Raw genomic sequence first — 23,556 nt, forward strand, 5'->3', positions numbered from 1 at the left:
GTGCCGTCGGCGAGACGGACGGACTAGTTGATGAGGAGGTCATCTGGCTCTCTCGGTTCAGGAACGGGCGGCGCTAGCCCCGGTTCGGACCGTCGCGCTCGACGCGTTGCATGCGCCCCGTCCGGTCTGCGAAACGATCCGACGACGCCGGACCGGCAGCGCGACCCGGACCAAGTTCCCTCGGCTCGGTCCACGTGGGCCGCATCGCCGGCCGCACGCTCATCGGGCCGTCGCCAATACGTTCGTCTCTAGATCTCGTCTCTGTTCGGTAGAGCGAGTTGTACCGCCCGTACGAATACGGACCGTTGCGAGGCGCCATGGTCAACACCGTTCCCAGTACTCGCGAGTTGACGGATCGCAAGGACTCCGCCGCCCGGGCGAGCTGGGTGGTGGTGGTACTGCCGTGGCGACAGATCAGGATCGCGCCATCGGTCACCGGAGCGACCGCAGCAGCGTCGGCTACGGGGAGGAGCGGAGGCGCGTCGATCAGGACGACGTCGTACTTGCCACGCAGGCTCTCCAGCAACAGCCTCATCTGGCGGGATGCCAACAGCTCGCTCGGGTTCGGCGGAAGCGGACCGCTCGCCAACAGGTCGAAGGCTCCGCCCCACGGCTGGATCACCTGGTCCAGGCTGGTCCGGCCGACGAGGACCGTCGACAGGCCGCTCGTCCGGTCGAGCGCCAGGAGGTCGGAGAGTTTCGGCCGCCGCAGATCACCCTCGATCACAAGGACCCGGGAGTTCGCCGAGGAGAGTGCAATGGCGAGATTGACCAGCGTCGTCGTCTTCCCTTCGGCCGGCATTGCACTGGTTACGACGATGATTTTGCACGGATTGTCGAGGTCGATGAACTGCAGATTGTTCCTGAGCTGGCGGAACGCCTCGGCACGCGCGGACTGAGGATCGTCGTGGACGGTTAACGGCATCTTCGGAACACGTGAGTCGTAGGCGAGTACTCCGAGGTTCGGCGCATCCGTCGTGGTACGCAGTTGCTCGATCGACCTGATCGAGTTGTCGAGCGCATCCCGGGCGAATGCAGACCCGACCCCCACGGCCAGTCCCGCCAGCAGGCCGAGTGTGATCGCGGCCGAGAGGCCGGGCGAGGAGGGAGATGTTGGTACAGCAGCTTCTTGAACGACCCTCACCGCGATGAGCGCGGCCGTACCCGGAGTGGTCGGGCGTTCCACCTCCTCTACGAGATCCGCGAAGACAGCCCCGACGGTGTTGGCGAGCTCTGCCGCTAGCTGCGGCGAATGGTCTTCCACCTCCACCTTGATCAACACGGAGTTCACCGAGCTCGACGCGGTGATCCGACTTGCCAGCTCCTCGGGCTCGATATTCAGGCCGAGCCGCGCGATCACGTCTTCGCTCACTCTCCGACTACCGACGAGTTCGACGTAAGACGTCACTCGCTGCTCCGACAGCTGCGCTGCCTGATAGGCGGCGCTGGCAGAGTCACTGCCTTGCGAGAACACGTACATCGAGATGCCCGCGGTGTAGTCGGCCGGTCTGATCAGACTTGCGGCTGCAGCCGCAGCAGTAGCGACCAGAACCGAGATCACGACGATGAGCCAGCGCTCACGGAGGGTGCGGAGGATGTCGGTCGCCCTCATCGGGATCCGCGCCCCGTCCGGTCCAAGTCCCGTTGCACGACGAGATCCTCCGAGACCGGTAGCTCAGGTTGTGGCTGCTGCATGCCGTTCCACTGCCCCCGACTCCATCCTGCGGTACCCGTGACGTGCTGCCGATGCCCATGCATACCCGCGCGACGCTCGATCGCTTACGCGGGGGTGCCATCACCTGCGCCACCAAGCGGGCTGCCCTTCATCGATGCCGGGAATTCAATGCGTCATGTCGATCTTTCACCGGGTCACCGCTCCGAGCGCATCAGCCGGATGCCGTCCGATGTACTCGACGATGCGACCGTCATCAACGGACTTCCACAGAAGCGCTGATTGGTGCTGGTTCAGGTACACCACCGACTGGTCGCCCTCGCGTCCCAGACCCGCCACAGGGGCGCGCACAAAGGTGACCGCCGACGGGCGCAGGCCCGTCATCTCCAGCGCGAGGGAGCGCAGGCCGCCGTTGCTGAGGGTGTCGTCGACCCCGACGGAGCGGGTGGCGGCGTCGAGCAGGGTGTAGAAGGCCGCGGGGTTGCTGAACGTCGATCCCGAGGCGGCCTTGCTCAGTAGCGCGCGCAGCACGGCCTGCTGGCGCTGGGCGCGGTCCAAGTCGCCGTCGGCCAGGTCGTACCGCTGGCGGACGAACGCGAGGGCCGAGGCGCCGTCGAGGTGGTTGAGGCCCTGCCGGAACTCCACGCCGTCGTTGCTCGTCGCCTCCGAGATCGAGACGTCGATGCCGCCGACCGCGTCGATCATCGACTCGAAGCCGGCGAAGTCGATGACGCCGAAGTGGTCGACGCGGATCTGCGTGAGGTTCTCGACCGTCTCGATGAGCAGGCTCGGGCCGCCGAAGGCGTAGGCCGCGTTGGCCTTGTTCATCCCGTACCCGGGGATGTCCACCCAGCTGTCCCGCGGGATCGAGACCACCGAGGCGCTCTCCCGCGACGGGTCCACGCGGGCGAGCATCAGCACGTCGCTGCGGTCGCCGCCCACTCCCCCGCCCGCGTCCTCGCCGGTCGTGGGGGCGTCGGAGCGGGTGTCGGTACCGACCAGCAAGAATGTGACGGCGTCGCTGGCCACCGGGCGGGTCGACTCGTCCAGTCCGGCGAAGGCGCCCGGCACGCGGTCGACGTTGTTGCCCAGGCTCTCCGACAGCGCGTAGACCGTGCCGGCCACGACGAGCACCAGCAGGAGCACCACCGCCCCCAGCACGGCGGCGATCCGGCGGCCCCGCCGACGCCGCGGTACGGGCGCGCCGACGACCGTGATCCTCACGGTGTCGCCTTCGATCGTGCCTGCGCCGCCGCGCGTTCCTCGCTCGTCCATTCCCCGTCCCCGACATCCCGACCGAGCACGACGACAGTCGCGCTCACTCCGTACTTCATGACTTCCGGTGAGGGCGTTACGAGCGTCCGGGGGGCCGTCATCAATGTTGATGAGGTCTCGGGCCCATCTCGTGACGGACCGTAACGATCACGGTGGGTGCGCACGACGGCCGGAGTGACGGCGCTCATGGGGCGCCGGACGCACGGCACGAACGAGGAGCACTCCCACGTGAGCACGCAGTCCGACATCCACGGCACCGGCCCGGTGCGCGCGGTCGTCCCGGCGCCCCGGACCGGGGGCGGGACGCGCCGGACGGTCCCGGCCGGCGTCACGTGGCCGCGCCGCTACGCGCGGGCCGTGGTGGTCTCCGACGTCGCGAGCATCGTCGTCAGCGTCGTGGTCGGCATCGCCCTCGCCCGGCCCGAGACCGTCGACGGGGTGCGCGCGCTGATCGGCACCGGTGTCGCGGCCGGTCTGCTGCTCGCCCTCGGCCTCGCCGTCGTCCGGGCCTGGGACCCGCTCGTGCTGCACGTCGGCTCGTCCGAGCTGCGCCGCGTCTACCAGGCCGTGTTCGGCTCGGCCGCGGCGCTGGGCCTCGTCGGGCTCGGGCTCGACGTCGAGTCGGTGCGGCCCTGGGTCTTCCTGGCCATGCCCGGCGCCGGTGCGCTGTGCCTGCTCGGGCGCTACGCCGCACGGAAGCGGCTGCACGCGGAGCGCCACGCCGGCCGCTGCATGCGTCCCGTGCTCGCCGTCGGCAGCGTCGACGCCGTGGCCGACCTCGTCCGCCGCACCCGCCGCGACCCCTACTTCGGCTGGGACGTCGTCGGCGCCTGCGTGCCGCAGGGGACCACCGTCGCCGCCGTCGAGGACGTGCCCGTGCTGGGCGACCTCGACGCCGTCGCGGGCATCGCCGGGCGCGGCGCGCACCGGGTCGTCGCCGTCGCCCCCGCGCCGGGCTGGGGCCCCGGCCGGCTGCGCGAGCTCGCCTGGCGGCTCGAGGGCACCGGCGTGGAGCTGGCCGTCGATCCCGGGCTCATGGAGATCGCCGGTCCCCGCCTGCACATCGCCCCCATCGACGGGCTGCCGCTGCTGCGGCTGAGCCAGCCCACGTTCACCGGCGGGCGCTGGCTGCTCAAGCAGACCATCGACCGGGTCGGTGCCGGGGTCCTGCTGGCCGTCAGCGCGCCGGTCCTGCTCGCGATCGCGTTCGCCGTGCGCAGCGACGGCGGTCCCGCGCTGTTCCGCCAGGAGCGGGTGGGCGTCAACGGCCGGACGTTCCGGATGGTCAAGTTCCGCTCGATGGTCGTCGACGCCGACCGGCGCGTGGCCGCCCTGGCTGCGCGCAACGACGGCGCCGGGCCGCTGTTCAAGATGCGGCACGACCCGCGGATCACGCGCGTCGGCGCCGTGCTGCGCCGCTACTCCCTCGACGAGCTGCCCCAGCTGTTCAACGTGCTCGCCGGCTCGATGTCGCTCGTCGGCCCGCGGCCGCCGCTGGCCCGGGAGGTCGCCGCCTACGGGGACGACGCCCGCCGTCGCCTGCTCGTGCGCCCCGGGATGACAGGTCTGTGGCAGGTGAGCGGGCGCAGCGACCTGTCGTGGTCGGAGAGCGTGCGTCTCGACCTGCGCTACGTCGAGAACTGGTCGCTGGCCCTCGACGCCGAGATCGCGTGGAAGACCGTCGGCGCCGTGTTCGGCAGCCGCGGGGCCTACTGAGCCGGGATCGGGCGCCTCAGCGGGCGCGGTGCCGCGGCAGGGGAACGCCACCCACCGCGCGGAGCTCCTCGGTGACGAGCTCCGGCTCGGCGGCGCCGAGGAGCTCCCGCACGAACCGCGGCTCGGACGCCGGCTCCTCGCCGTGCTCCGGCTCCGGACGCACCACGCGCAGGCGCTCGGAACCCACCGGCGTCGCGGGCCGCGGGATGTCGACGGACACCGCCGGCGTGACCGGCAGGGCCCGGGTCCGGTCCTCCACGGGAGCGGCTGCGGCGGGCTCGTCGGCCTGACGCCGTCGGCCGAGCTCGAGCAGGTCGACGATGCGGGCAGCGACCACCTCGAGCACGCCGCCGAGCGCGTCGAGCGCGGACTGCGCCGGCGGCCGGCCGGGGTGACCCAGGACCTGCAGGACGGCCACGACCCGCCCGTCGACGGCCAGCGCGGTGGTCGCCGCCGCCGCGAGGCCCTCCTCGCCGGCGATCGCCGCCAGGGCCGGAGGACCGATGCGGGTGAGGTCGTGGGTCAGCACCGGGCGCCCGGTGCGCGCCGCGGTGGACACGGGACCGTGGCCGTCGCGGTGCTGCACCTCACCGACGAGCGTGGCGACGTCGTCCGAGCCCCGCACCCAGCCCGAAGACGGGACCACCAGGACCACGCCGCGGGCGTCGAGCGCCCCAGCGATCCGCTCCGCGGCGTCGCCGAGGAACAGCAGGGGGTCGAGCCCCGTCACGGGCCGGCGCGCGATGGCGTGCTCGATCTCGACGAACGCTGGCACCTGGCACAACCTCCACGGCGGGAAGGACGACGTCGCCACCGTCGGGCGAGTAGATCACGGGCACCGGGCGGGCCCGCGGTGGCCGAACGCTGCTGGGCCGTACGGCCTCATCCGCTCTGACGGGGCGCCGACCCGGCCGGGGGCAGCCACCGTGGCGCGGCCTGCGGGGGCAGCGGACGGCGGGGTGACAGCGGGGCGCGTGGCGGCGGGGCGGCGGGCCGGCGCACCGGGCCGATCGCCGGACGCGGCGGCGCGACGACGTCGACGAGCAGCGACACGGCCTCGCGGATGAGGACCGTCGCGTGGTGGTGGTCCTCGACGGTGCCCCCCATCGGGTCGGGGATACGGTCGTCCTCGGGCTCCACCGGCGGCAGCAGGCCACGCTGACGGCGGGCCAGCTCCACCAGCGCCCGCGCGCGCGGGCCCGGCTGCTCGGGGAGCGCGGACACGTCGACCGCCCGCGCCAGGCGCGCGAACTCCCGCAGCCCGAACGTCTTCGCCAGCCCGGCCGGGTTGCGCTCGACCACCGCCGAGCGGTGCCGCGGCGTGGCGCCGAGGATGAGGTCGGCCTGATCGATCATCGGCGACCGCAGCTGCCGGGCCACGAACCGCCCCGCGACCTGCCGGTCCAGCCCCCACGGCGACAGCTCGTCGCGCGTGTCGTCGTGCATCCGGCCGTGGGGCACGGCGCTGACCCCCGCGCTGCTCACCTCGATCGTGGCCGCCTCGCGCCCGCCGAGCCGGCCGATCAGCAGGTGCCGCGTCAGGATCTCGGCGAACGGCGAGCGGCAGATGTTGCCGGTGCACACGAACAGCAACCGGAACACGGAGTCCGGTCCGTCGGGTGCCTGGTGCCGGTTCACGACGTCCAGTCTCCCCGCCGGGGCGACCGGACGCACGGGAGCGAGAGTCATCGCACCGGCTCCGCACCGGGTGCGCGGCCGACGCGCCGCTGGATCTCGCGGTAGACCTCCGCGGCGGTCTGCTGCGAGTTCACGCCCAGCTTGGCCAGGACCGACCGGATGTGCGAGCGCACCGTGGTGATCGAGACGTAGAGCAGCTCCGCGATCTCGGCGGCCCGCCGCCCGTCGGCCAGCAGGTGCAGGACCTCGCGCTCGCGCGGGCTCAGCTGCCCGAGCCGGTCGAGCTCCGCGCGCACCGAATCGCGCGCCAGCAGGTACTCCGCCTGCCACGCGGCACGGGCCTGCTCGGTCAGCAGGGCCCGGCCGGCGGCCGTCTCGCGCACCGCGTCGGCCAGCACGTCGATCGACGACGTCTTCGCGATCCACCCGACCGCACCGGCGACGATCGCCGCGGCCGCCCGCTCGCGGTGCGCCACCGACCCGATCGCCAGCACGGTCATGCCGGCCTCGACGGCGCGGACCACGACGTCGGCCCGCGGGTGGAGGTCGACGTCGACGATCAGCAGCCGCGGCTCGTCGCTCTGGTCTACGCTCCGGTCGGTGCCGATCTCGTGCAGGGGCATGCGTCCCGTCTCGACGCGGCTGGAGCGCAGGCCGGCCACGAGCGCGGTGACGAGCAGGTCGGACGGGCCGAGCACGGACAGACGCACGCGTGCGTTATCCACTGGCATGACGGACTGAACCCCCGGGGAGCGACGGTCGAGCTTCGAGGAGGTCTTCGTCCGCCGAACGGACTCCGTTAACAGCGCGTCCGCCCACGTGACGGACCGCGCACGACGCTCCGTTCCGGCCGTCACCCGTCCGGGCTCGTCAGCGGCGTGCTCGGCCTGCTCGGCCTGCTCGGCCCGACCGGCGTGGCCTTCGTCACCGGGCCCCGCGGCCTGTGTGCGAGCGGGACCTACTTCTTCGCCTTCGCCTTCTTCGGCTTCGCCGCGGGCGCCTCGGCCACGGCCGCCTTCGCCTTGGGCGCCGCCTTCGCCTTCGGAGCGGCCTTCGGGGCGGCCTTCGCCTCCACGGCCGGGGTGGCGGCCTTCTCGGCCTTGGCCTTCGGCGCCGCCTTCTTCGCGGCCTTGGGCGCTGCCGCCTTCGGGGCCGCCGGCTCCGCCACCGCCGAGAACGAGGCCCTCGCCTTCGCCGCCTTGCGGGTGGGCTTCGCGGCCGGGGCCTCCACAGCGGGAGCCTCCACCGCCGGCGCCTCGACGACGGGCGCGGCCGCCGTCCGGCGGCGGGCCGGGGTGGCGCGGGGGGCGGGAGCCGCGCCACCGCCGACGGCCGCGCGGAACCCGGTGCCGGGACGGAAGGCGGGCACGGTGGTGGCGGCGACCTCCACCGTCTCCCCCGTGCGCGGGTTGCGGGCCACCCGCGCGGCGCGGGCGCGGGGCTCGAAGACCCCGAAACCGGTGATGGAGACCGAATCGCCGGAGCCGACGGTCTCGACGATGGTGTCCAGCAGGCCGTCGACCGCGGTGGCCGCGGTCCGCCGGTCGCCGATGCGGGCCGCGAGCGCGTCCACGAGCTGCGTCTTGTTCATGGGCGTGACCGTAGCCGCTGGTCAGGGCCGTGCACCAGGGACACGCGGGGCGGATCCGTTGCGCGGCAACGGATCCGCCCCGTGCGGTCAGCTCGTGACGGGCATCCGGGCCGGGCGCGACGCCTCGAACGCCGTGATGTCCTCGGCGTGGCGCAGCGTCAGGCCGATGTCGTCGAGGCCCTCCAGCAGGCGCCAGCGGGTGTAGTCGTCGATCTGGAACGCCACCGTGAGGTCGGCCGCCTGCACCGTCTTCTCGGTGAGGTCGACGGTGATCTCGGTGCCGGGCTGGTTCTCCAAGAGCTTCCACAGCAGCTCGACGTCGGGTTGCGCGACCTCCGCCGCGAGCAGCCCGGCCTTCGCCGAGTTGCCGCGGAAGATGTCGGCGAACCGCGAGGAGATGACGACGCGGAAGCCGTAGTTCATCAGCGCCCACACCGCGTGCTCGCGCGAGGAGCCGGTGCCGAAGTCCGATCCCGCCACCAGCACCGAGCCGCGGTCGAACGGCTCCTGGTTGAGGATGAACGACGGGTCGTTGCGCCAGGCCGAGAACAGCCCGTCCTCGAACCCCGTGCGCGTGACGCGCTTGAGGTAGACGGCCGGGATGATCTGGTCGGTGTCGACGTTCGAGCGGCGCAGGGGAACGCCGATGCCGGTGTGCGTGGAGAAGGCGTCCATCAGAGGTCCTCGGGGCTGCTCAGGGTGCCGCGCACGGCCGTGGCCGCGGCCACGAGCGGGGACACCAGGTGGGTGCGGCCGCCCTTGCCCTGACGGCCCTCGAAGTTGCGGTTGGACGTCGACGCGCTGCGCTCGCCCGGCGCGAGCTGGTCGGGGTTCATGCCCAGGCACATCGAGCAGCCCGCGGAGCGCCACTCGGCGCCGGCCTCGGTGAAGACCTCGTTCAGTCCCTCCTCCTCCGCCTGGAACCGCACGCGCATCGAGCCCGGGACGACCAGCATCCGGACGCCGTCGGCGACCTTGCGCCCGCGGATGACGTCGGCGGCCGCGCGCAGGTCCTCGATGCGGCCGTTGGTGCAGGAGCCCACGAAGACGGTGTCGACGGCGACCTCGCGCAGCGGCTGGCCGGCCGTCAGGCCCATGTAGGTCAGCGCCTTCTCCGCGGAGACGCGCTCGTTCTCGTCGACGATCCGGGCCGGGTCGGGCACGTTCTCGCCCAGCGGGAGGCCCTGGCCGGGGTTGGTGCCCCAGGTGACGAACGGGGTGAGCGCGTCGCCGTCGATCTCCACCTCGGCGTCGAAGACGGCGTCGTCGTCGGTGCGCAGCTCGCGCCACGCCGCCACGGCCTCGTCCCACTCGGCGCCCTTCGGCGCGCGGTCGCGCCCCTGCAGGTAGGCGAACGTGGTCTCGTCCGGGGCGATCATGCCGGCGCGCGCGCCCGCCTCGATCGACATGTTGCAGATCGTCATGCGCCCCTCCATGGAGAGGTTGTCGATGACGTTGCCGCGGTACTCGAGCACGTAGCCCTGCCCGCCGCCGGTGCCGATCTGAGCGATGATCGCCAGCACGACATCCTTGCTGGTGACGCCCGGGCGCAGCGTGCCGTCGGCGCTGTTCACCGTGATCGACATGGTCTTGAACCGCTTGAGCGGCAGCGTCTGCGTGGCCAGCACGTGCTCGACCTCGGACGTGCCGATCCCGAACGCCATCGCGCCGAACGCGCCGTGCGTGGAGGTGTGGCTGTCGCCGCAGACGACCGTGGTGCCCGGCTGCGTGAGCCCGAGCTGCGGGCCGACGACGTGGACGATGCCCTGCTCGGCGTGGTTCATCGGGTAGAGCGGCACGCCGAACTCGGCGCAGTTCTTGCGCAGCGTCTCGACCTGCGTGCGCGACACCGGGTCGGCGATCGGCAGGTCGACGTCGGTGGTGGGGACGTTGTGGTCCTCGGTGGCCAGCGTGAGGTCCGTACGCCGGACCGGCCGCCCGGCGAGGCGCAGGCCGTCGAACGCCTGCGGACTGGTGACCTCGTGCACGAGGTGCAGGTCGATGTAGAGGAGGTCGGGCTCGTTGCCCTCGCCCTCGCGGACGAGGTGCAGGTCCCACACCTTCTCGGCCAGTGTGCGCGGCGCCATCAGTTGCTTCTCCCAGCTGTTGGGACGTTAGTATCGCGGTGTGAGACAGCATAGCGGGATCGGCGTGCTCGACAAGGCCGTGGGTGTGCTCCGCGCCGTGGCCACCGAGCCCTGCGGTCTGGCCGAGCTGTGCCAGCGCACGGGCCTGCCGCGCGCCACCGCGCACCGGCTCGCCGTGGGGCTGGAGGTGCACGGTCTGCTCCACCGCGGATCCGACGGCCGCTGGCGCCCCGGGCCCGCGCTGGCCGAGCTGGCCGCGGGCGGGGCCGACCCGCTCCTGGAGGCCGCCGCGGCCGTGCTCCCTCGCCTGCGCGACATCACCGGTGAGAGCGTGCAGCTCTACCGCCGCGACGGCACGCAGCGCGTCTGCGTCGCCACCGCCGAGCCGGCGAGCGGGCTGCGTGACACCGTCCCCGTCGGCTCGCGGCTGCCGATGACGGCCGGGTCCGGGGCCAAGGTGCTCGCGGCGTGGGCCGAGCCGGCCGTGCAGCGCGCCGTGCTGGGCGACGCCACGTTCACCGAGCGGGTCCTGCTCGACGTCCGCAGGCGCGGGTGGGCGCAGAGCGTCGCGGAGCGCGAGGCCGGCGTGGCGAGCGTGTCGGCGCCGGTGCGCGACGGGAGCGGGCACGTCGTCGCCGCGGTGTCGGTGTCCGGGCCCGTCGACCGCATCGGCCGCCGACCGGGCGTCCGCTGGGCCGCCGACCTGCTGGCGGCGGCGGAGGCCCTGCAGCACCGCCTGTGACGACAGACCCGCCCGAAAGGGTCATCGGCGGCCCGATACCGTGACGCGATTGCACGCAGGGTGAGGATCGGCGGCGGGAACGGGAGACGATGACCTACTTGCTCGGGATCGATCTGGGTACGACGAGGACGTCTGCCGCCGTCGGTCACCCGGGCGCACGGCCCGGCGAGATCGAGATCGTCAACCTCGGCGACCGGTCCAGCTCCGTCCCCTCCGTCTTCTACGCCGGCGCCGACGGCTCGGTCCTGGTCGGCGAGGCGGCCGAGCGCCGCGCGCTGACCGACCCGGCCCGCGTCGTGCGCGAGTTCAAGCGCCGCATCGGCGACCCCACGCCGCTCGTCGTCGCCGGGGTGCCGTGGTCGCCGCAGGAGCTCTCCGCGCGCGTCGTGCGGTGGGCCGTCGACCGGGTGGCCGAGCGAGAGGGCGGCCCCGCCGCCCGGATCGCCGTCACGCACCCCGCGTCCTGGGGTCCGCTGAAGAAGGAGCTCCTCGGCAGCGCGCTGGCCGGGCTGGGCATGCAGGTGTCGTTCCTGGCCGAGCCCCAGGCGGCGGCGCTGCACTACGCGTCGGCCGAGCGCCTCGAGCCCGGCTCGACGATCGCCGTCTACGACCTCGGCGGCGGCACGTTCGACGCCGCCGTCGTGCACAAGGGCCCGCAGGGCTTCGGCACCGTCGGCCGCCCCGAGGGCATCGAGCGGCTCGGCGGCGTCGACTTCGACCAGGTCGTGTTCGACCACGTCCGCGCGGCCATGCCCGAGGCGTTCGCCGGGCTCGACGACACCGACCCCTCGGTCCTCTCCGCCGTCGCCGCCGTGCGCCGGGAGTGCTCGGAGGCCAAGGAGGCGCTGAGCAGCGACACCGAGGTGTCGATCCCGGTGCTGCTGCCCGGGTCGCAGGGCTCGGTGCGGCTGCACCGCAGCGAGTTCGAGGCCTTGATCCGCCCTCAGCTGGAGGACACGGTGTCGGCGCTGCGCCGCGCCGTCGCCTCCGCCGGGACGACGCCCGACCAGCTCACCGCCGTGCTGCTGGTGGGTGGCTCGTCGCGGATCCCGCTGGTGGCGCAGCTCGTGTCGGAGCAGCTGGGGCGCCCGGTCGCGGTCGACGCCGACCCGAAGAACGCCATCGCGATGGGTGCCGCGCTCTCGCTCGACCCGGTCGCGCTCGCCGGCACCGGCCCGCACGTCCCCGCGCCACGGGCCGGCTCGTCGGCGCCCGTGGGCGCCCGCACGGGCGGTTCCCGGTCGACCGGGTCGCAGTGGGCGGCCGGCCCCGGCGGTACGGCCGCCGCGGCCGGGCTCGGGCTCGGGCTCGCCGCGGGCGCCGGAACGGCGTCGGCCGGGCCGACGGCCGGACCGGTGGCGTCGGCGGGCTTCCGGCCGCCCGGCGTCCCCCCGCAGCGGGTGGCCGGGGAGAGGGCGACGCAGGTCGTGCCGCCGCAGCGCCCGATGCCGCCCGGTGCGGCGATGCCCGGCTCGATGCCCGGCTCGGGACAGATGTCGGCGTACCCGGTCCGCCCGCCGATGGGCCTCGAGGTCACCGAGTACCGCGAGGACGACTACGACCGCCCCGAGCCGCCCCGGCGCCGCGGCGGGGCGTTCCTCGTGTCGGTCGGCGGCCTGGCCGCGGCGCTCGGCGTCGTCGCCACGGTGTTCCTCATGCCGACCCCCACCCCGACGCCCACGGCCAACACCGACCCGTCGTCGACGGTGCCGGTCCTGCCGCCGGTGTCGTCGGAGGTGCTGGGCACGCCGACGCCGGTGGAGTCGACGGAGGCGCCGGTGGAGGAGGACCGCCCCGCCCCGGTGGCGCCGACCCGCCGTCCCGACCCGACGACGGTCGCTCCCACCACGCCGGTGGTGGAGCCGCCGCCGGTGACGACGGAGCCCCCGCCGTCCACCACCACCACGACGGAGCCCCCGCCCCCCACGACGACGGCCGTCGAGCCGCCGCCCCCCGAGGGCCAGCGGAACGCCCTGCCCGCCGCCTGAGCCCGCTCGTCGACACAGGAGTGTGACGTCACGGTTGTCCGTACGGCCCTGACGTCGCACTCCCGACCATCACCAGCGCGTGATCACCGGAACCGCACCGTGGCGGCCGCCGCCAGGACCGTGAGGTCACACTCCCGACGATCACCGGCCCCGCGCCGACCACCCCCGCAAACGCAGAAACCCTCCCGACTCCGACGTGCGGAGCGAGAGGGTTTCGTGCGTGGTAGCCCCGACGGGATTTGAACCCGCGCTACCGCCTTGAGAGGGCGGCGTCCTAGGCCGCTAGACGACGGGGCCCTAGGTGGATCTGTACTTCTGGAACCTTACCGGGCACTTCTCCGGTGTTTCCGCTGGGGTACCAGGACTCGAACCTAGAATGGCTGTACCAGAAACAGCTGTGTTGCCAATTACACCATACCCCAAGGGCTCACGATCACTCGGGTTCCAGTCGGTGCGAACCCGGTGTCCGTGCCCTGCGCTGAGTACTCTAGCCGACCCCTCCCGCGCGCTCCACACCGCCCCTCAGTCGGGCGAGGGACCGCTCGCGGCCCAGCAGTTCCATGGACTCGTACAGCGGCGGCGACACCGTGCGGCCGCTGACGGCCACCCGCACGGGGGCGAACGCCTTGCGCGGCTTGAGTCCCAGACCGTCGATCAGGGTGGCCTTGAGGGACTCCTCGATGGCCGCGGTCGACCAGTCCTGGAGGGCATCGAGGCCGGTCAGGGCCGCCTCGAGCACCGGGACGGCGTCGGCGCCGAGGTTCTTGGCGGCCGCCTCCTCGTCGAGCGCGAAGTCCTTCCCGTCGACGAACAGGAACCGCAGCATCCGCGCCGCGTCGGAGAGGACGATGCTGCGCTCCTGCACCAGCGGCGCCGCGGCGGCGAGCACCGCGCGGTCGGCGTCGGTGTCGATCGTCACGTCCTGCTCGGCGAGGTAGGGCTGCACGCGGCGGGCGAACTCCTCGACCGGCAGCGCCCGCAGGTGTGCGGCGTTGATGGCCTCGGCCTTCTTCAGGTCGAATCGCGCGGAATTGCCGGAGACGCGCCCGATCTCGAATGCGTCGACCATCTCCGCCATCGTGAACACGTCGCGGTCGTCGCCGATGGACCAGCCCAGCAGCGCCAGGTAGTTGAGCAGCCCCTCGGGCACGAAACCGCGCTCGCGGTAGAGGAACAGGTTCGATTCCGGATCGCGCTTGGAGAGCTTGCGGTTGCCCTCCCCGGTGACGAGCGGGAGGTGCCCGTAGCGCAGGGGGCCGTCGCCGATGCCGACGCGCTGCAGCGCCTCGAGCAGCGCGATCTGGCGGGGCGTCGAGGAGAGCAGGTCCTCGCCCCGCAGCACGTCGGTGATGCCCATGAGCGCGTCGTCGAGCGGGTTGGTCAGCGGGTAGAGCGGGCTGCCGTCGCCGCGGGCGAGCACGAAGTCGGGGACCGTGCCGACGCGGAACGTGACGTCGCCGCGGACGAGGTCGGTGAAGGTGATGTCGCGGTCGGGCATGCGCAGCCGGTAGACGGGCGCACGGCCCTCGGCGCGGTAGGCATCGCGCTGGGCGTCGGTGAGGTCGCGGTCGGCGTTGTCGTATCCGAGCTTGGGGTCGCGCCCGGCCGCCCTGTGCCGCGCCTCGATCTCGTCGGCCCTGGAGTACGACTCGTAGACCTCGCCCGCGTCGATGAGGCGGCGCAGCGCGTCGGCGTAGAGGTCGCCGCGCTCGCTCTGCCGGTACGGCCCGTGCGGGCCGCCGACCTCGGGGCCCTCGTCCCAGTCGAGGCCGAGCCAGCGCAGGGCGTCGAGCAGGGCCTCGTAGGACTCGACCGAGTCGCGGCTGGCGTCGGTGTCCTCGATGCGGAACACGAACGTGCCGCCGGAGTGCCGGGCGTGGGCCCAGTTGAACAGGGCGGTGCGGATGAGCCCGACGTGCGGGGTGCCCGTCGGGGACGGGCAGAAGCGGACGCGGACCGGCCGGGTCGGTGAGTTCTGGGACGCAGTCATGGTGTTGCCAGGCTAGCGGACCCGCGCTAAATTCAACGCATGAAGAATAGCGCGCGCACGACCTGCCTCGTCGTCGGTGGCGGGCCGGCCGGGATGGTGCTGGGACTGCTGATGGCCCGCGCGGGCGTGCCGGTCACGGTCCTGGAGAAGCACGCCGACTTCCTGCGCGACTTCCGCGGCGACACCGTGCACGCGTCCACGCTGACCCTGCTCGACGAGCTGGGCCTGGGCGAGCGCTTCGCCGCCGTGCCGCACCGGCTGCTGGAGCGGATCACCGCCCAGCTCGACTCCGGCACCGTCGTCCTCTCCGACATGCGCCGGCTCCCCGGGCGGCACAAGCACATCGCGCTCGTCCCGCAGTGGGACTTCCTCGACATGCTGGCCGACTCCGCCGCCGAGGAACCCGCGTTCTCCCTGCGGCGCAACGCCGAGGTCGTCGACCTGCTGCGCGAGGGCGACCGCATCACCGGCGTCCGCTACGCCGACCGCACCGACGGCAGCGAGCACGAGCTGCGCGCCGACCTCACCGTCGCCTGCGACGGCCGAGGCTCCGCGGTGCGCGCCGCCGCCCGGCTGCGCCCCCGCACGTTCGGCGTGCCGATGGACGTCTGGTGGTTCCGGCTGCCGCGCCGCGACACCGACCCCGTCGGCGGCGTCGGGCGGTTCTCCACCGGGCACTTCTGCGTGATGATCGACCGGGGCGACTACTGGCAGTGCGGCTACCTCATCCGCAAGGGCAGCGACACCACGCTGCGCGCGGGCGGCATCGAGCTGATGCGCGAGAGGTTCGCCGGGCTGCTGCCGTGGATGGCCGACCGGATGGGCGCGCTGGAGTCGTGGGAGGACGTCAAGCTGCTCGACGTGAAGCTGGAGCGGCTGCGGCGCTGGGACCGCGACGGCCTGCTGCTCATCGGCGACGCCGCGCACGCGATGTCGCCGGTCGGGGGCGTCGGGATCAACCTGGCCGTGGCCGACGCCGTCGCCGCCGCCCGGATCCTGGCCCCGGCGCTGCGCAGCGGCGGCATCGTGCCGCGCTCGGTGCTGCGCCGGGTGCAGGCGCGGCGCTGGCTGCCGACGGCGCTCGTGCAGGGCGCGCAGCGGATCGCCCACCGCGCGGTGCTCGGGCCGACGATCATGGCCGCACCCGCCGACTCCGCCGTCGCGCCGGTGGGGATGGCCGACGACGGCGGCCTCGCTCCCGCACCGCTCGCGAGCCTGCCGTTCCCGATGCGGATGGCGCAGCGGTTCCCGGTGCTGCAGGGGATCCCGGCCCGGCTCGTCGCGATCGGCCCGCTGCCCGAACACGCGCCGGAGTGGGCGCGCCGAGCCTCCACGCGCGTCTGACCCCCGAGGGGGCACGTGCGGTGTGGGCGGCCGTCTGGCACGGTGTCCGCCGTGAGCCCTGAGAGCGGAGGCCGCAAGCGCGGGCCCGCCGCCCGAGAACGCCGCGACGACCCGACCGGCGACGCGATGCTGTCCAGGGCCGTGCGTGACGTAGGGCGGGACCTCGACGGGATCGACGACGCGCTGCAGGCCGAGCTGTGCGTCGCGGCGCTGCTGGGCACCTGGTGGGGCGTGTTCCTGGTGGACGCCGACCCCGAGGTCGTGCTCGGCGAGCGCCTGGTCGCGATGGCCGGCCGGAAGCGGACCACCACCGCGCTGGGCCTGCTGCGCGCGATCGCGGTCCTGGGTACGGCGGGCCAGCGGGCTGCGGCGGCCGCTGCTGCCGAGGCACTCGCGGCGAAGGGTGTCGGCGAACCGGCCTGGGCGGGCGAGCTGGCGGGGAGGCGGGTGAGCTGGGCCTGGGGCTACGGCGACGTCTACGGCGACCAGACCAGCGTTCTGCTCGCGGTCGAGCACGGCGTTCCGCACGGCGTCATCGTGCTCGTCGACCACGCGATGGGCGGCATCGCCAAGGACGCGTTCGTCACCGACGACCCGACCGGCACCCTGGCGGACATCCGGTCGCTGGACGAGCCGGGCGTCTGGGTCCGCGAACTGACCCTCGAGGAGGCGGCCCGGCTGCTGGTGCCGGCGTTCACGGCGACCGACCGGGCCACCGACCCCCCGGTCGACGCGGGCTTCCGCGACGTCCGCGCACTCGCCATGGCCCGGGTGCGGCTGCTCCCCGACGTGCCTCCGGTGGCCCCGCCGGTCGTCGACGACGCCGAGCGCGAGGCCATCGTGCGGGAGTTCACGGCGTCGGCGCCCGCCCGCGCGCTCGACCTCGATCCGGCGGTCGTCGCCGCCTGCGCGCGGCTGGTCGTCGACCACGGCTGTGAGTCCGACGGGCACCCGCTGCGGGTCGGCCCGGCCAAGGTGGAGCTGTTGCTGCTCGACTGGCTGCCCGCGCATGACCCGGACGAGAACGTGTCGGCGGTGATGCCGGAGGTCGTGCGGGCGTGGGTGCGATGGGCGGGGCCACGAGCGGGGCTCCCCGCAGTGGCTCAGCGGGAGCTGGAGCAGGTCGTCGAGGAGATCGTCGCGGCCATGGACTACCCGGGGCCGGACGACCCGGGGCCGGACGGGTTGCCGCCGGGGCTCGCCGACGCCGTGCTCGACGGGCTGCTCGACGACGACACGACGCCCGAACAGGTGCAGGAGGCGGTCACCCGGCGGGTCTTCGCGACGCCGCGCACCACGGCCGTGCTCGACGGCGAGCAGGTGCAGCTCGACCCGAGCGATCCCGACGGGCGCGGGCTGCTGATCCGCGCCGAGCACCCGGAGTACGCCGACGTCCTCGACGACCCGGCAGGCGAGCTCGGCGCAGGCGGCGTGAACCCGCGCCTGCACCTCGCGATGCACGAGATCGTGGCCAACCAGCTGTGGGACGGCGATCCGCCCGGCGTGTGGCCGGCCGCGCAGCGCCTGCTGGCCACCGGGGCGGACCGGCACGACGTGCTGCACGCGCTCGCCGACGTGGCGACGCGGCACGTGCACGCCGCGCTGACCCGGCAACAGCCGTTCGACACCGCGGCCTACGCCGACGACCTCGCGGAGCTCGGCGCGCCGCCCCGGTCCGGTCGCCGTCGGCGGGGTCGCGCACCGGACGGGCCCGGACTGTTCGACGAGCCGACCACTGCGACCGTCACGCCGCTGCGGCGGCCGCCCGCGCCGCCCGGGCCGTCGACGTACCGGATCAAGGTGGCCCTGCGCGGTGTCCGGCCACCGATCTGGCGCCGGCTGCTCGTGCCGTCCGACACGACGCTCGCCGGGCTGCACGACATCCTGCAGGTCGCGATGGGCTGGCTGAACGGGCACCTGCACCAGTTCGTCGCAGGCGACCGGCTGTTCGGACCGCCGGACCCGGACGCCGAGCCCGAGCAGGTCGACGAGGCGACCGTCCGGCTGCACGAGGTGCTCCGCGCCACCGGCGACCGGCTCCGGTACGAGTACGACTTCGGCGACGGCTGGGAGCACGACGTCGTGCTGGAGGCGGTCGAGCCCGGTCCGCCGGCCACGGCCCGCTGCACGGGGGGACGGCGTGCGTGCCCGCCCGAGGACTGCGGCGGTCCGTGGGGGTACGCGGAGCTGCTCGCGGCCGTGGGCGATCCGGACCACCCCGACCACGCCGAGCGCGTCGAGTGGGCCGGGCCGTACTTCGACCCGGCCGCCTTCGACCGTCGCGACGTCGACGCGGGGCTCGCCGCGCTCGCGGCACGGCGCTGACCCGCCGAACCGTCATCCGACGATGCCGGCGACGCTCCCTCCCCGGGGTGTGGCTGCACGGCACGGGCCGGGGCGACCGGCCGGCGGACGACGGGCACCGCCAGCGCGACCACCACCGCCGCCGCGACCGCCACCCATCCCAGGCCGGCCACCTCGTACAGCGGTCCGGCACCGAGCCCGGCCACCGCGGCCCCGCCGTAGGTGGCCCCGGAGTTCAGCGCCAGCACCGCGCCGCGGGCCCCCGGCGCGGCCGCCGCGAGCCTGCTGACCAGCAGCGTCAGCGCGACGTGGTTGACCAGCCCCCACACCACGGCGACGGCGAGCAGCGCGGGCAGCGCGCCGACCGTCGCCCCGAGCAGCAGGTAGACCACGGCCAGGACCGCGAGTACGGGCGCGACGCCGAGGCCGGTGCGGTCGGCGAACCGGTCGGCGACCGCACCTATCCCGAACCCGAGGCCGTAGGCGAGGGCGAGCAGCCCGGCCCCGGTCGCCCCGCCGCCGTGCAGCAGGCGGATCTCGGCCCCGGCGAACCCGAACACGGCGTAGAACGCGCTCATGAACGCCAGCGTCCCGACGAGCAGCGGGAGGACGCCGGGGGTCCGCAGGGCCCGGCCGAGCCCGCCCCGCGCACCGGTCCCCGCACCGCGGTCGCGACCCGTGTGCCACGGACGGTACCGGTGTGCGGCCGTCCCACCACCGGGCGCGGCGCCCGGCCGCGCGGGCAGCGTCCGGACCAGCGCCGCCTGCGCGCAGGCGAGCACCGCGAGCGCCCCCAGCACCCCGCGCCACCCCACGGCGTCGGCGAGCACGGTGGCCACCGGCACACCCGCCACCAGTGCCACCGACCAGCCCAGCAGCACCCGCCCGGTGGCGCGGGCCGCCGCACCCGGCGCTGCGAGCTCCGCGACGAACGCGTACGTCGTCGGCAGCACGACCCCGGCCCCGATCCCCGCCACGGCCTGCGCCCCGGCCAGCACCTCCCAGTTCGGTGCGAGCGCGGAGACCGCCGAGCTCAGGGCGAGCGCGAGCGCTCCGGCGGTCAGCGCGGTGGCCCGCGGGACGCGGTCGAGGCGGGAGCCGAGCAGCAGCGCCACCGCGACGACGCCGACGCCGTACGCGGCGAGCGCGCGGCCGATCTCGGTGGGGGTGGCGGACAGGGAGGCGGCGAGGTCGGGCAGGAGCGGGGCGAGCAGGAAGGACTGCGCCCCGACCGCGACGACACCCGCGGTCAGGACGGGGAGGTGACGGGCCATGCACCGAACATGCTTCGGTCGGGACGCCGTTTCCAGCGCTTCAGATGCACAGCGAAGACTGTTCGGCCGAAGGACTGTCAGGATGGCGGGATGGACCAGATCGACCGGAGGATCGTCGGCCTCCTCCTCGACGACGCCGACCGCACCTACGCCCAGCTCGGGCGCGACGTCTCGCTCTCCCCCGCCGCGGTGCACGAGCGCGTGCGCCGGCTGCGGGCGTCGGGGGTGGTGCGGCGGACGACGGTGGAGGTCGATCCCGACGCGCTCGGCGTCGACGTGCTCGCCTTCGTGCTCCTGGACACCGAGGGCTGGGCGCGCGACCACGTGTTCGCCGCGGCCGAGGCCGACCGCCGCGTCGAGGAGGCGCACTCGGTGGCGGGCAACAGCAACTTCCTGCTCAAGGTCCGCGCGGCCGGGCCGGACGAGCTGGAGGAGGTGCTGCGCATGCTCTACCAGGTCGAGGGCGTGGTCCGGACCCGCACGATCATGGTGCTGCGGCGCGGGTTCGAGCGCGGCGTCAGCCTGTCGTGACCGCTCCCGGCGCGCGGAGCGCCGCGTAGGCCAGCGCGTCGACCAGCGCCAGCCAGGACGCCTCGACGACGTTGCCGTGCACACCGACCGTCGTCCACTCCCCGGCCTTGTCCGACGACTCGATGAGCACGCGCGTCACGGCGCCGGTGCCGCGCGTGAGGATGCGGACCTTGTAGTCGGTGAGGTCGACGTCGGCCAGCCACGGGCAGGACGGGGCGAGCGCGCCGCGCAGTGCGGCGTCGAGGGCGTTGACGGGGCCGTTGCCCTCGCGCGTGGCGATGAGGCGCTCCCCGTCGACGAGGATCTTGACGGTCGCCTCGGCGACGACCTCGCCGTCGGCGCGCCGCTCGGTGATGACGCGGTAGGACTCCAGGGCGAAGGGCGCGGTGCCCGCGTCGCCGCGTGCGGTGCGCATGAGCAGCTCGAGCGAGGCGTCGGCCGCCTCGAACGACCAGCCCTGCGCCTCGCGCTCCTTGACCGTCGCCACGACCGACGACACGGCGTCCGGCCGGCCGGCCAGGTCGACGCCGAGCTCCTCGCTCTTGAGCTCGACGCTGGCCCGGCCGGCCATCTCGGTGACGAGGATCCGCTGCCCGTTGCCGACGACCACCGGGTCCAGGTGGTTGTACAGCTCCGGGTCCACCTTGATCGCACTCGCGTGCAGGCCCGCCTTGTGGGCGAACGCTGACGTCCCGACATAGGCCTGGTGGGTGTCGGGAGCGATGTTGGCGATCTCCGCCAACGTGTGCGAGGTGCGGGTCAACTCCGCGAGGGCTCCGTCCGGTAGGACGGGCATCCCCAACTTGGTCACCAGGTTCCCGACCACGGCGAACAGGTCGGCGTTGCCGGCCCGCTCCCCGTAGCCGTTCGCCGTGCACTGGACGTGCGTGGCACCGGCCTGCACGGCCGCGACGCTGTTCGCGACCGCGCATCCGGTGTCGTCCTGGCAGTGGATCCCGAGGCGGAAGCCGGTGCGCCCGGCGACCTCGGTGACCACCTCGGCGATGCCCAGGGGGAGCATGCCGCCGTTCGTGTCGCACAGCACCGCGACGTCCGCCCCCGCGGTGACCGCCGCCTCGAGCACGCGCAGGGCGGTGTCGGGGTCGAAGGCGTAGCCGTCGAAGAAGTGCTCGGCGTCGAGGAACACGCGCCGGCCCTCCCCGACGAGGAACGCCACCGTGTCGGCGACCATCGCGCAGTTCTCGGCCGCGTCGGTGCGCAGCGCGCGCTCGACGTGGCGGCGGTCGGACTTCGCGACCAGCGTGACGACGGGCGCGCGGCTGTCGAGCAGCGCGCGGACCTGCGGGTCCTGCGCCGCCGTCGTGCCGGGGCGCCGGGTCGCGCCGAACGCCACCAGCGCGGCGTGACGCATGTCCAGCTCCCCGGCCGCGGCGCGGGCGAAGAACTCCGTGTCCTTCGGCAGCGCGCCGGGCCAGCCGCCCTCGACGTAGCCGACGCCCAGGGCGTCCAGGTGCCGGGCGACGGCCAGCTTGTCGGCCACCGAGTAGGAGACGCCCTCGCGCTGCGCGCCGTCGCGCAGCGTCGTGTCGTAGACGTGGAAGGCGTCGCCGAGCGGGGTGGCGGCGGGGCTGGTGCGGGACATCTCGATCTCCTTCTCGGCAACAAAAAAGGACCCCTCGCGGATGCGAGAGGTCTGCGCGGCGGCTGGGTGGAGCTAGCCGTCGCGCCTGCCGATAATGATCACGGTGCTGAACACGTCGAGGAGCATGGCACGCGCCGTCCCGCCCTGTCACACACGGGTCCACATCCTGGGACGGGTGTAGGCGGGTCACGGCGTGATCCAGCAGGGTGGCGCACGGAGTCCACGCGCACCGACGCGCGTGGGCACGCGTTCGCGAGGAGTCGCCTTGTACCAGCTCACCGCCCTCTACAACCACCCCGAGGACCCGGCTGCGTTCGACAAGCACTACACCGAGGTGCACGCAGAGATCGCGAAGAAGATCCCCGGTGTCCTGCGCTACACGATCAGCCACCCGGGCGCCGACCCCGAGGGCAACAAGCCCCCGTACTACCTGGTCGCGGTGCTCGACTTCGCCGACGAGGCGTCGTTCGGGGCGGGCATGGGCGGGGAGCAGGGCCAGGCGGCGGTGGCGGACCTGCCCAACTTCGCGGGTGCCGGGGTGACCCTGCTGACGGGGCCGTCGAACGAGGCCTGACCCTCCTCTCTTCCCCGCTCCACCCGCTCCAGCTTCGGTTCAGGAAAGCCACGTTCCTGCCCTGTGAGGGCCTGAACGTGGCTTTCCTGAACCGGATCCTGCCGAACGCCCACGCGCACGCTCCCTCCTCGGTCAGCATCGCGGGATGACCCGCTCGCTGCTCCCCACCCACTCCGACGTCCGGGCCGCCTTCCCGCACGGGGTGGCCACGGCGCGCGAGCTCGTCGCGTTCGGCTTCTCCGAGCGCACCGTCTACAAGCGCTGCCTCGACGGCGGTCCGTGGCAGCGGATCCTCCCCGGCGTCATCCTGCTGTTCACCGGACGTCCGACGCGCGACCAGCAGGTGCTCGCCGCGGTCCTGCTCTGCGGACCGGGATGCGTCGTCACCGGCGTGGAGGCCTGTCGGCGCCTCGGCCTCCGGCGAGGACTCCCTCCCGCTCCGGTCGACGGCGGCTACGCCGAGGTGCACGTCCTGCTCCCGGACTCGCGGCAGGTGCGCTGCTGCAGCTACGTGAAGACCGAGCGGACCGGACGCATGCCGACCGCGGTGAGCCGCGGCGGGTTCCTCCTCGCGCCGCTCCCCCGGGCGTGCCTCGACGCCGCGCGCTGCATGACCAGGCGCGGCGACGTCGCCGAACTGCTCTCCGATCCCGTGCAGCGTGGACTCTGCACCGTCGCCGAACTCGCGTCCGAACTCACCGCCGGGTCGCGGCGGGGCATCGCGCTGCCGGGGCAGGTCCTCGCCGGCCTGCGGGCGGGCGTCCGGTCGGCCGCCGAGCAGGAGGCACGGCGGATGTGGCGCGGCACCGGCCTGCCCGAGCCGATGTGGAACGCCACCGTGCGCGATGCCCGCGGCGCGGTCCTGGGCGTCGCCGACTGCTGGCTCGACGACGTCGCGATGGCGTGGGAGATCGAGTCGGGCGAGTGGCACATGAGTCCGGCCGACCACGACCGCACGGTGGAGCGCGCGGCTCGGTTCACCGCCGCCGGCGTCGTCTACACGGCCACGAAGCCGAGGAGGGTCCGCCTCGACCGGGCCGGCGTCGTGGCGACGCTGCGGGCGACCTACGCGCAGGCGAAGGCCCGACCTCGTCCGCCACTGCACGCCACTCCCGCCGACGCCGGCTGATCGACCGCCCCGCCCGCCCCGCCCCGCAAGCAGGAAAGCCACATTCCTGCCCTGTGAGGGCCTGAACGTGGCTTTCCTGAACCTGGGTGGGTGGAGGC

18 protein-coding genes, 2 tRNA genes and 1 pseudogene are annotated in these 23,556 nt (G+C 73.9%); 8 read left to right on the forward strand and 13 right to left on the reverse strand.

What is annotated here, in order from left to right:
• Nucleotides 1-73 precede the first annotated feature (73 nt).
• A complete protein-coding gene (locus I4I82_RS07440; RefSeq protein ID WP_218595559.1) occupies nt 74-1,612 on the reverse strand; it encodes a tyrosine-protein kinase domain-containing protein in 1,539 nt (512 codons plus the stop codon).
• 249 nt (nt 1,613-1,861) lie between these two features.
• Nucleotides 1,862-2,896: an LCP family protein gene (locus tag I4I82_RS07445; RefSeq protein ID WP_226369925.1), complete on the reverse strand. Its 1,035-nt coding sequence runs from the start codon at nt 2,894-2,896 to the stop codon at nt 1,862-1,864.
• A gap of 279 nt (nt 2,897-3,175) precedes the next feature.
• On the opposite strand from I4I82_RS07445, the gene I4I82_RS07450 reads away from it, so the two are divergent.
• On the forward strand, nt 3,176-4,663 hold the full coding sequence (locus tag I4I82_RS07450; protein WP_226369926.1) for a sugar transferase: 1,488 nt from the start codon (nt 3,176-3,178) through the stop codon (nt 4,661-4,663).
• A gap of 16 nt (nt 4,664-4,679) precedes the next feature.
• Here I4I82_RS07450 and I4I82_RS07455 read toward each other — a convergent pair whose 3' ends face one another.
• The 6 genes from I4I82_RS07455 to leuC all read right to left on the reverse strand — a co-directional run bounded on the left by I4I82_RS07455 (nt 4,680) and on the right by leuC (nt 9,979).
• On the reverse strand, nt 4,680-5,438 hold the full coding sequence (locus I4I82_RS07455; protein WP_218595561.1) for a GAF domain-containing protein: 759 nt from the start codon (nt 5,436-5,438) through the stop codon (nt 4,680-4,682).
• Between the two features lie 107 nt (nt 5,439-5,545).
• Nucleotides 5,546-6,301 carry an arsenate reductase/protein-tyrosine-phosphatase family protein gene (locus I4I82_RS07460; protein WP_218595562.1) on the reverse strand — a complete coding sequence of 252 codons (756 nt, stop codon included), beginning with the start codon at nt 6,299-6,301 and terminating at the stop codon, nt 5,546-5,548.
• 47 nt (nt 6,302-6,348) lie between these two features.
• Nucleotides 6,349-7,011 (reverse strand): helix-turn-helix transcriptional regulator, encoded by a 663-nt coding sequence (locus tag I4I82_RS07465; RefSeq protein WP_218595563.1) that lies wholly within the window; start codon nt 7,009-7,011, stop codon nt 6,349-6,351.
• A 248-nt stretch (nt 7,012-7,259) separates the two neighbouring features.
• Nucleotides 7,260-7,892, reverse strand: a complete 633-nt coding sequence (locus I4I82_RS07470; protein WP_218595564.1) for an HU family DNA-binding protein — start codon at nt 7,890-7,892, stop codon at nt 7,260-7,262.
• An 87-nt stretch (nt 7,893-7,979) separates the two neighbouring features.
• Nucleotides 7,980-8,567: a 3-isopropylmalate dehydratase small subunit gene (gene leuD / locus I4I82_RS07475; RefSeq protein WP_218594198.1), complete on the reverse strand. Its 588-nt coding sequence runs from the start codon at nt 8,565-8,567 to the stop codon at nt 7,980-7,982.
• Nucleotides 8,567-9,979 carry a 3-isopropylmalate dehydratase large subunit gene (gene leuC / locus I4I82_RS07480; protein WP_218594197.1) on the reverse strand — a complete coding sequence of 471 codons (1,413 nt, stop codon included), beginning with the start codon at nt 9,977-9,979 and terminating at the stop codon, nt 8,567-8,569. The genes leuD and leuC overlap by 1 nt, the downstream gene beginning before the upstream one ends.
• Before the next feature lie 40 nt (nt 9,980-10,019).
• Here leuC and I4I82_RS07485 point away from each other — a divergent pair, with 40 nt between their 5' ends.
• Complete coding sequence (locus I4I82_RS07485) at nt 10,020-10,721, forward strand: IclR family transcriptional regulator (protein ID WP_218594196.1); 702 nt, start codon at nt 10,020-10,022, stop codon at nt 10,719-10,721.
• Nucleotides 10,722-10,810: 89 nt separating this feature from the next.
• Nucleotides 10,811-12,709 (forward strand): Hsp70 family protein, encoded by a 1,899-nt coding sequence (locus I4I82_RS07490; protein ID WP_218595565.1) that lies wholly within the window; start codon nt 10,811-10,813, stop codon nt 12,707-12,709.
• A 221-nt stretch (nt 12,710-12,930) separates the two neighbouring features.
• On the opposite strand, the gene I4I82_RS07495 is transcribed toward I4I82_RS07490, so the two are convergent.
• The 3 genes from I4I82_RS07495 to gltX all read right to left on the reverse strand — a co-directional run bounded on the left by I4I82_RS07495 (nt 12,931) and on the right by gltX (nt 14,699).
• Nucleotides 12,931-13,006 (reverse strand) — tRNA-Glu (locus I4I82_RS07495).
• A gap of 53 nt (nt 13,007-13,059) precedes the next feature.
• Nucleotides 13,060-13,131 (reverse strand) — tRNA-Gln (locus tag I4I82_RS07500).
• 65 nt (nt 13,132-13,196) lie between these two features.
• Entirely contained in the window at nt 13,197-14,699 is a 1,503-nt protein-coding gene (gene gltX / locus I4I82_RS07505; protein ID WP_218595566.1) for a glutamate--tRNA ligase, read from the reverse strand.
• Nucleotides 14,700-14,738: 39 nt separating this feature from the next.
• Between gltX and I4I82_RS07510 the strand changes: the two genes are divergently transcribed.
• Both I4I82_RS07510 and I4I82_RS07515 read left to right on the forward strand, forming a co-directional pair.
• Nucleotides 14,739-16,043, forward strand: coding sequence for an FAD-dependent oxidoreductase (locus tag I4I82_RS07510; protein ID WP_218593861.1), 1,305 nt, complete (start codon nt 14,739-14,741; stop codon nt 16,041-16,043).
• Nucleotides 16,044-16,094: 51 nt separating this feature from the next.
• Entirely contained in the window at nt 16,095-18,368 is a 2,274-nt protein-coding gene (locus I4I82_RS07515; RefSeq protein WP_218595567.1) for a DUF1841 family protein, read from the forward strand.
• 419 nt (nt 18,369-18,787) lie between these two features.
• Here the strand turns inward: I4I82_RS07515 and I4I82_RS34895 are convergent.
• Nucleotides 18,788-19,621, reverse strand: a pseudogene (locus tag I4I82_RS34895) (MFS transporter); the annotation flags it as partial.
• 90 nt (nt 19,622-19,711) lie between these two features.
• Here I4I82_RS34895 and I4I82_RS34900 point away from each other — a divergent pair.
• Nucleotides 19,712-20,152: an Lrp/AsnC family transcriptional regulator gene (locus tag I4I82_RS34900; RefSeq protein WP_218594704.1), complete on the forward strand. Its 441-nt coding sequence runs from the start codon at nt 19,712-19,714 to the stop codon at nt 20,150-20,152.
• On the opposite strand, the gene cimA is transcribed toward I4I82_RS34900, so the two are convergent.
• Nucleotides 20,139-21,755 carry a citramalate synthase gene (gene cimA, locus I4I82_RS07530; RefSeq protein ID WP_218594705.1) on the reverse strand — a complete coding sequence of 539 codons (1,617 nt, stop codon included), beginning with the start codon at nt 21,753-21,755 and terminating at the stop codon, nt 20,139-20,141. The genes I4I82_RS34900 and cimA overlap by 14 nt on opposite strands.
• A gap of 265 nt (nt 21,756-22,020) precedes the next feature.
• On the opposite strand from cimA, the gene I4I82_RS07535 reads away from it, so the two are divergent.
• Complete coding sequence (locus I4I82_RS07535; RefSeq protein WP_218595568.1) at nt 22,021-22,329, forward strand: EthD family reductase; 309 nt, start codon at nt 22,021-22,023, stop codon at nt 22,327-22,329.
• A gap of 145 nt (nt 22,330-22,474) precedes the next feature.
• Nucleotides 22,475-23,458 (forward strand): hypothetical protein, encoded by a 984-nt coding sequence (locus I4I82_RS07540; RefSeq protein ID WP_218595569.1) that lies wholly within the window; start codon nt 22,475-22,477, stop codon nt 23,456-23,458.
• The last annotated feature ends 98 nt before the right edge of the window (nt 23,459-23,556 follow it).

The sequence above is a fragment of the Pseudonocardia oceani genome, from assembly GCF_019263585.2.
In the GTDB taxonomy this organism is placed as follows: Bacteria; Actinomycetota; Actinomycetes; order Mycobacteriales; family Pseudonocardiaceae; genus Pseudonocardia; species Pseudonocardia oceani.